Source organism: Thauera aminoaromatica S2 (genome assembly GCF_000310185.1).
GTDB lineage: Bacteria > Pseudomonadota > Gammaproteobacteria > Burkholderiales > Rhodocyclaceae > Thauera > Thauera aminoaromatica.
This window is the reverse complement of record NZ_AMXD01000037.1, coordinates 23,349-30,381: the sequence shown is the minus strand read 5'-3', so window position 1 is coordinate 30,381 and position 7,033 is coordinate 23,349. Positions and strand designations below refer to the sequence as shown.

7 protein-coding genes and 1 pseudogene are annotated in these 7,033 nt (G+C 67.3%); 7 read left to right on the top strand and 1 reads right to left on the bottom strand.

The genetic code is table 11. The features are described from left to right. The 7 genes and pseudogenes from C665_RS07985 to C665_RS07960 all read left to right on the top strand — a co-directional run. Nucleotides 1-445, top strand: a 445-nt coding sequence (locus C665_RS07985) for an ATP-binding cassette domain-containing protein (protein ID WP_040828798.1), incomplete at its 5' end; no start/stop codon positions are given. 16 nt (nt 446-461) lie between these two features. After that, the gene (locus C665_RS07980; RefSeq protein ID WP_004304889.1) at nt 462-1,700 is read left to right on the top strand and encodes an ABC transporter substrate-binding protein; all 1,239 of its coding nucleotides are present in this window, start codon (nt 462-464) and stop codon (nt 1,698-1,700) included. 5 nt (nt 1,701-1,705) lie between these two features. Continuing rightward, nucleotides 1,706-2,455, top strand: a complete 750-nt coding sequence (locus C665_RS07975; protein ID WP_040828796.1) for an ABC transporter permease — start codon at nt 1,706-1,708, stop codon at nt 2,453-2,455. Between the two features lie 79 nt (nt 2,456-2,534). After that, nucleotides 2,535-3,881 (top strand): chromate efflux transporter, encoded by a 1,347-nt coding sequence (gene chrA, locus C665_RS07970; protein WP_004304884.1) that lies wholly within the window; start codon nt 2,535-2,537, stop codon nt 3,879-3,881. 36 nt (nt 3,882-3,917) lie between these two features. Beyond that, nucleotides 3,918-4,067: a chromate resistance protein ChrB domain-containing protein gene (locus C665_RS20190; protein ID WP_004304881.1), complete on the top strand. Its 150-nt coding sequence runs from the start codon at nt 3,918-3,920 to the stop codon at nt 4,065-4,067. Then, nucleotides 4,064-5,278 carry an MFS transporter gene (locus C665_RS07965; RefSeq protein WP_004304879.1) on the top strand — a complete coding sequence of 405 codons (1,215 nt, stop codon included), beginning with the start codon at nt 4,064-4,066 and terminating at the stop codon, nt 5,276-5,278. The genes C665_RS20190 and C665_RS07965 overlap by 4 nt, the downstream gene beginning before the upstream one ends. 67 nt (nt 5,279-5,345) lie before the next feature. Then, a pseudogene (locus tag C665_RS07960) lies at nt 5,346-5,570 on the top strand (chromate efflux transporter); the annotation flags it as partial. Between the two features lie 55 nt (nt 5,571-5,625). On the opposite strand, the gene C665_RS07955 reads toward C665_RS07960, so the two are convergent. Further along, nucleotides 5,626-7,023: an FAD/NAD(P)-binding protein gene (locus C665_RS07955; protein ID WP_004304875.1), complete on the bottom strand. Its 1,398-nt coding sequence runs from the start codon at nt 7,021-7,023 to the stop codon at nt 5,626-5,628. Nucleotides 7,024-7,033: the final 10 nt, after the last annotated feature.

Genomic DNA, 7,033 nt, shown 5'->3' with positions numbered 1-7,033 from the left:
GCTGGCCGCCGTGGGGCTGGCCGGACGCGAGCAGGCGTGGCCCGCCGAGCTGTCGGGCGGGCAGGCCCAGCGCGTCGCGCTGGCCCGCGCCCTGGCACGCGAGCCGGAGCTGCTGTTTGCCGACGAGCCTTTCTCGGCGCTGGATGCGATCACCCGTGCCGAGATGCAGCGCCTGCTGGTGGACGTCGTGCACCGCTGGCATGCGGCAGTGCTGCTCGTGACCCACGACATCGACGAAGCCATCCTGGTGGCCGACCGCATCCTGCTGATGGCCGGCAAGCCCGGCCACATCCACCGCGAGTGGGCCGTCGACATCCCGCATCCGCGTGAGGACCACGCCGAAGCGGTCACCACGCTGCGGATGCAGATCCTGGCCGCCCTGCGCACGACGACTGAGGGCGCTGCCTCCACATCTGCAGCGGCGCCAACACCTACCCATTCCTGAACAGGGGCCAGAAACCATGAATTGCAACCCCGCCGCCCGCCCGCACATCTGCCTGTCGTCCGACTGCGGCTGCGGCATGACCCGCCGCGACTTCCTGCGCCTGTCCGCCCTGACCGGCGCCGGCCTGGCCGTGCCCATGCTGCGCGCGGGCGACGCCATGGCTCAAGCCAGTACGGGCGACGATGTGCCGGTGAAGATCGGCTATCTGCCGATCACCGATGCCACGCCACTGCTGGTCGCCCATGCACGCAAGCTGTTCGAGGCCGAAGGCCTGCGCACCGAGGCGCCGCGCCTGTTCCGCAGCTGGGCACAGATCGTCGAGGCCTTCGTCTCCGGCCAGGTGAACGTCATCCACCTGCTGTCGCCGACCACCTTGTGGGTGCGCTATGGCACCAGGTTCCCGGCCAAGGTGGTGGCCTGGAACCACATGAACGGCTCGGCGCTCACCGTCGCGCATGACATCAACACGGTGGCGGACCTCGGCGGCAAGACGGTGGCGATCCCGTTCTGGTACTCGATCCACAACATCCTGCTGCAGAAGCTGCTGGTTGCGAACGGCCTGACCGCGGTGACCCGGCCGCGCGGCAGTTCGATCGCGGCCAACGAGGTCAACCTGGTCGTGCTGCCGCCGGCGGAGATGGTGTCGGCGCTGGCGGGCAAGGGCATCGCCGGCTTCATCGTCGCCGACCCGTTCAACGCCGCGGCGGAGATCAACAGAGTGGGCAAGGTGCTGCGCTTCTCCGGCGACGTGTGGAAGGACCACGCCTGCTGCGTGACCTTTCTTGCGGAGCGCGACATCGCCGAGCGCCCGCAGTGGGCGCAGCGCGTCACCACCGCCATCGTCAAGGCGCAACTGTGGACGCGCAGCAACCAGCTCGACGCCGCCAAGCTGCTTGCCACCTCCGGTGACAACCGCTACACGCCGCACTCGGTCGAGGTGCTGGCCAAGGTGTTGTCCGCCACCGACTACACGGCCTACGAGGACAGCGGCGTCGCCCGCAACAAGGGCTGGCACCAGCGCCGTGTCGACTTCCAGCCCTACCCCTTCCCGTCCTACACGGAAGAACTGGTGCGCAGTCTGCTCACCACCAAGGTCGAGGGCGATGCCAGCTTCCTGGCCAAGCTGGACCCCGCCTTCGTTGCCCGCGATCTGGTCGATGAGCGCTTCGTGCGCGAGGCGATCGCCGCGGTGGGCGGCCCGCAGGCCTTCGGTCTGCCAGCCAACCTGCTGCGGCAAGAAACCATCGTGGCCTGAAGCGCATGTCTGCACCCTTGATACTGCCTGTGCTCGGCCTCGGGCTGGCTGCCGCCTTTTGGGCAGCGACCACGCTGCTGCTGGCGACCGAGACGCCGATCCTCGCAAACTTCGCCCCGGTGGAAGCGCTGCGCGCCCTGGGCCGCCTGGTCGTTGATCCGCTGATGTGGGATCACATCGGCGTCAGCCTGCAGCGGGTTGCCGTTGGTCTCGCGGTGGCGCTCGCCATCGGCGTGCCACTGGGCATCCTCACCGGAGTGTCACGGGCGTTCGCGCACACGACCACGCCGCTGTTCCAGTTCCTGCGCATGATCTCGCCGCTGTCGTGGATGCCGATTGCGGTGATGGTGCTGGGGGTGGGCGATGCGCCGGTGTACTTCCTGCTTGCCTTCGCTGCCGTATGGCCGATCCTGCTCAACACGGCGGCAGGCGTCGCCCAGCTCGACCGCAACTGGCTGATGCTGGCGCGCAGCCTGTCGGCAACACGCTCCGAGACGATCTTCCGCGTCGTACTCCCCGGCATCGTTGCCCACATCCTGAGCGGGGTACGGCTGGCGATCGGCATCATCTGGATCATCCTGGTGCCGGCGGAGATGCTCGGCGTGTCGGCCGGTCTGGGCTACTTCATCCTCGACGCCCGCGACCGCCTCGCCTATCCGGATCTGATGGCGGCGATCCTGATCATCGGCGCACTGGGTTTCGCGCTCGACTACGCCGCGCGCTGGCTCTACCAGCACTGGCTGCACAAGCGCTGAGCGCTCCGGGAGGGGTGGGGCGCCCCCGTGACGCGCTGATTCAGCGACCATCGCGGCCAATCAATGAGGGCTCCGCAAAATGAACGCCGCACCCCCGCCGCAACAGCGCCCCGCCCTTCCCACCTTCGGCGAGGCCTTCCTGTACTGGCTGAAGCTCGGCTTCATCAGCTTCGGCGGCCCCGCCGGGCAGATCGCCATCATGCATCAGGAGCTGGTGGAGAGACGGCGCTGGATCTCCGAGCACCGCTTCCTGCACGCCCTCAACTACTGCATGCTGCTGCCCGGTCCCGAGGCGCAGCAACTCGCCATCTACATCGGCTGGCTGCTGCACCGCACCTGGGGCGGTATCGTCGCCGGCGTCCTGTTCGTGCTGCCTTCTCTCTTCATCCTCGCGGCGCTCACGTACGTCTATCTGGCCTTCGGCGATCTCACCTTCGTGCAGGGGGTGTTCAACGGCATCAAGCCGGCGGTGGTGGCCATCGTGGTGTTCGCCGCCTGGCGCATCGGCTCGCGCGCGCTGAAGAACAACATCCTGTGGGCGCTGGCGGCCCTGTCCTTTATCGCGATCTTCGTCTTCCGCGTGCCCTTTCCCTACATTGTCGTCGCGGCCGGCATTCTGGGTTTCATCGGCGGCAAGGTGGCCCCGGACAAATTCAAGGTCGGCGGCGGGCACGGCGCCTCGGACAAGAATTACGGGCCGGCCCTCATCGACGACGACACCCCGCCCATCGCCCATACGCGCTTTCGCTGGTCCTATCTCATCACCCTCTTGGTGATGGCGCTGGCGATCTGGGCGGTGGCCATGGCCTTGCTGGGCCACCCGGTGTTGCAGGACATGGGGGAGTTCTTCACCAAGGCGGCACTCGTCACCTTCGGTGGCGCCTACGCGGTATTGCCTTATGTCTATCAGGGCGGTGTCGAACACTATCAGTGGCTGACCGCCACGCAGATGATCGACGGCCTGGCCTTGGGCGAAACCACGCCGGGGCCGCTCATCATGGTGGTGTCCTTCGTCGGCTTCGTCGGCGCGTGGACCAAGGAGATCTTCGGTCCCGACGCCCTGCTGCTGGCAGGGTTCGTGGGCGCCTCGGTGGCCACCTTCTTCACCTTTCTGCCCAGCTTCGTCTTCATCCTGGCCGGCGCACCCCTGGTGGAATCCACCCACGGCAACCTGAAGTTCACCGCGCCGCTCACCGGCATCACCGCCGCCGTGGTGGGCGTGATTCTCAACCTGGCCCTCTTTTTCGGCTGGCACGTGATCTTCCCCCATGCCACCGACGCCGCGCCGTTCTCCGGCGGCTTCGAGTGGTTCTACGCGCTGATCTCGGTGGCGGCCTTCATCGCGCTGTGGAAGTATAAGCAGGACATCATGAAAGTGATCGGCGCCTGCGCCGCCATCGGCCTCGTTTACACGTACCTGGCGTGACGACTCCGCCGCATTTCCAGAAATGGAGGATGGAACATGCAATGGGTCACCCGCGAACGCCCCAAGATCGACCGGATCGCCTGCCCCTGGCTGGTCACGCGCTTCATCGATGAGGCTCCCGAGTTCCTCTACGTGCCGGCTGGCGACGTGCTGAAGAAGGTCCCTCGCCTGCGCTGTTTGAAATGATGCTGCTGCCCGCGGGAACCGCGCCCGAGGCGCGCCTGCTGCTGATCGGCCGCGCCCTGCGGGCCTTCACCGACGGCTTTGTGGCCATTCTGCTGCCGGTTTATCTGCTCACGCTCGGGTTCGGCACGTGGGAGGTCGGGCTGATCAGCACCGTCACCCTGCTCGGATCGGCGCTGGCGACCCTGGCCGTCGGGCAGTGGGGACATCGTTTCCCGCAGCGCCGGCTACTCCTCGCCGCTGCTTGCCTGATGGCCGCCACGGGTCTGCTGCTGGCCGGCCTGGGCGGTATCGGCGCCTTCTGGCCGCTGCTGATCGTCGCCTTCGTCGGTACGATGAACCCGAGCTCCGGCGACGTCAGCGTCTTCCTGCCGCTGGAGCATGCGCGGCTGGCCGAATCGGCGCAAGGCGAGGCGCGCACGTTCCTGTTCGCGCGCTACACCTTCGTCGGCGCCTTGTGTGCCGCGACCGGTTCGCTGGCGACAGTGATCCCGCAAGTGTTGACGGATGCCGGCCTGGCCCCGATCGACGCGTTGCGCCTGATGTTCGTCGCCTACGGGCTAACCGGCGTCGCGATCTTCGTCCTGTATCGCGCCGTGCCGGACCACCCCGTGCATGAGCATGCGTCGCCCGCGCCGCTGGGGCCTTCGCGCGGCATCGTGGTCAAACTGGCGGCGCTGTTCTCGGTCGATGCCTTCGCCGGAGGCTTGATCGTCAATACCTTGCTCGCGCTCTGGCTGTTCGAGCGTTTCGGCCTCTCGCTCGCCGCCGCCGGCCAGTTCTTCTTCTGGGCCGGGCTGCTGTCGGCCGGCTCCCAACTCGCCGCCCCCTGGGTGGCGCGCCGCATTGGCCTGATCAACACGATGGTGTTTACCCACATCCCGTCGAGCGTCTGCCTGATCCTCGCTGCCTTCGCCGATAGCCTGCCGGAGGCGCTCGCGCTGCTGTTCCTGCGCAGCGCCCTGTCGCAGATGGACGTGCCGACGCGCTCGGCCTTCGTCATGGCGGTGGTGACGCCGTCCGAGCGCGCCGCAGCGGCGAGCTTCACCACCGTTCCCAGGAGCCTCGCCGCTGCAGCGAGCCCCGCCATCGGCGGTGCCCTGTTCGCCGCCGGCTGGCTGGCGGCGCCGCTGGTGACCTGCGGGCTGCTCAAGATCGCCTATGACTTTGCACTCTGGCGCGCGTTTCGGAAGTACGAGAAACCCTCCTCTTGAGAGTGCTTGTGCGTAAGCACATGGCGCGCCCTGACGAACGATTCTTTCCGTTTCGTGAGCTGACACCATCACCGCCGCCGTGGTGGGGGTGATCCTCAACCTGGCGCCGTTCTTCGGCTGGCACGTGATCTTCCCGCGCGCGACCGAAGCCGCACCGTTCTGCGGCGGCTTCGAGTGGCTCTACGCGCTGATCTCGCCAGCGGCCTTCATCGCGCTGTGGAAGTACAAGCAGGATGTCATGAAGGTGATTGCGGCATGCGCCACCGTCGGGCTCGTTCAGGCCCTGCTCTGAGGGGCCCTGCTCTGAGGGGCCCTGCGCCGGCAGGAAGAAGCCGCCTACTTGTGGCTCATGCCTGCCCCGGCGTCAGCAGGTGACGCGCCAGGTTGTGCGCGTGTCGCCGCAGTTCGGGCACCGCGATGGCCTCCCAGTAGCGCGCGCGAAGCATGGGCCCGACGTAGTGCAGGCCCGAGACCTTGAGACCGTCTGCACCGACCACATGGTAGCCGGCGTCCACATCGATGCCGATGTGCAGAGGATCCGCGCGCACGCAGCCCTCGTCGCGCAGTTGTGCGACCAAGGGCGAAGCGGTGAGACGGTCGATGTCGTAGTCAGGCCCGGTGCAGTTCACCACCGCAGCGACGTCCCACTCGCGCGCCTCGCTCCCGCCACGCGGCCTGACGATGACCCGCACGCCCGGTCCGTGCTCGTGCATCTGCAGAACCTGCCCCGCAACGACCGCGGCCTGACCGGACGCCAGCATTCCGCGCAGGCGCCGGTAAGCGGTGGGTGCCAGGCGATGGCGATGGATGTCCCACCACGGGCCTACACGCGAGAGAAAACGCCGGCGCTCCATCTCCGGCAGGCGGCGCCAGATCTCCGGCGTATGCGGGCGCAAGGCGTTGACGACGTCGCGCCAGTTGCAGCCCTGGCGCTGCCGAAGGCGGACCTGGCGCCGTATGGCTCGCAAGTAGGCAAAGGTGGTCGGCGGCAGGTCTTCGAGATAGCCCGGGAAAGTCGTCGTTGGCGGCGGTTGCGGAAGCGTACGGTGGCCCTTTGGCAGCAAACCACGTCGCGACAGCAGAAACACCTTGCGCTCATCGTCCCGACTGGTGAGACGAAACAGGGCATCGATCGCGGTGTGTCCGGTGCCAAGGACCACAACAGGTCCGCCCGCGGGGATCTGGTCCATCGCCGCATAATCCCATGGGTTGCCGATATAGCGACTCGAGCCGGCGAGGGCATCGGCGAAGTGCAAGGGCTGCGCGCCCAGATGCCCGAGCGCAAGCACCACCTGATCGGCCTGCCGCGTGACGCCATCGTCCAGTTCGATCTGCAGAAGTGGCGAGGCCTGTTTTCGGCGTACCGCAACGGCCTGGGCGCGAATGCGGGTGAAGGGCGTGCGGCTCCCCCGCTCGGCGACCTGCAGCGTGTGCTCGAGATAGTCGCCAAAAAGCCGCCGCGGCACGAACGATCCCTCATTGAACGCGGGATCGATGTCGCGACAGTAGGCGAGGAAATGCCCCGGCTCATCGGCGAGCGCGCTCATGTTGCCCGCCGGCACGTTGAGCAGCATGCTGTCGTCCCAGATGCGGTACGCCAACCCGCGCGCGGCACGCCGATGCTGTTCGATCAGCGTGACACGCAACTGCCCCGGCCTCGCCTCGCGCAGCAGATGGACGGCGGTGAGCGTACCGCTGAAGCCACCACCAATGATGAAGATTTCCTGCGGACACGATGCGGCCATTGCTCGACTC

Excerpts from the sequence above, each read along its gene's own strand:
- C665_RS07980 (WP_004304889.1), top strand. The coding sequence starts at position 462 with ATGAATTGCAACCCCGCCGCCCGCCCGCACATCTGCCTGTCGTCCGAC.
- C665_RS07975 (WP_040828796.1), top strand. The coding sequence starts at position 1,706 with ATGTCTGCACCCTTGATACTGCCTGTGCTCGGCCTCGGGCTGGCTGCC.
- chrA (WP_004304884.1), top strand. The coding sequence starts at position 2,535 with ATGAACGCCGCACCCCCGCCGCAACAGCGCCCCGCCCTTCCCACCTTC.
- C665_RS20190 (WP_004304881.1), top strand. The coding sequence starts at position 3,918 with ATGCAATGGGTCACCCGCGAACGCCCCAAGATCGACCGGATCGCCTGC.
- C665_RS07965 (WP_004304879.1), top strand. The coding sequence starts at position 4,064 with ATGATGCTGCTGCCCGCGGGAACCGCGCCCGAGGCGCGCCTGCTGCTG.
- C665_RS07955 (WP_004304875.1), bottom strand. The coding sequence starts at position 7,023 with ATGGCCGCATCGTGTCCGCAGGAAATCTTCATCATTGGTGGTGGCTTC.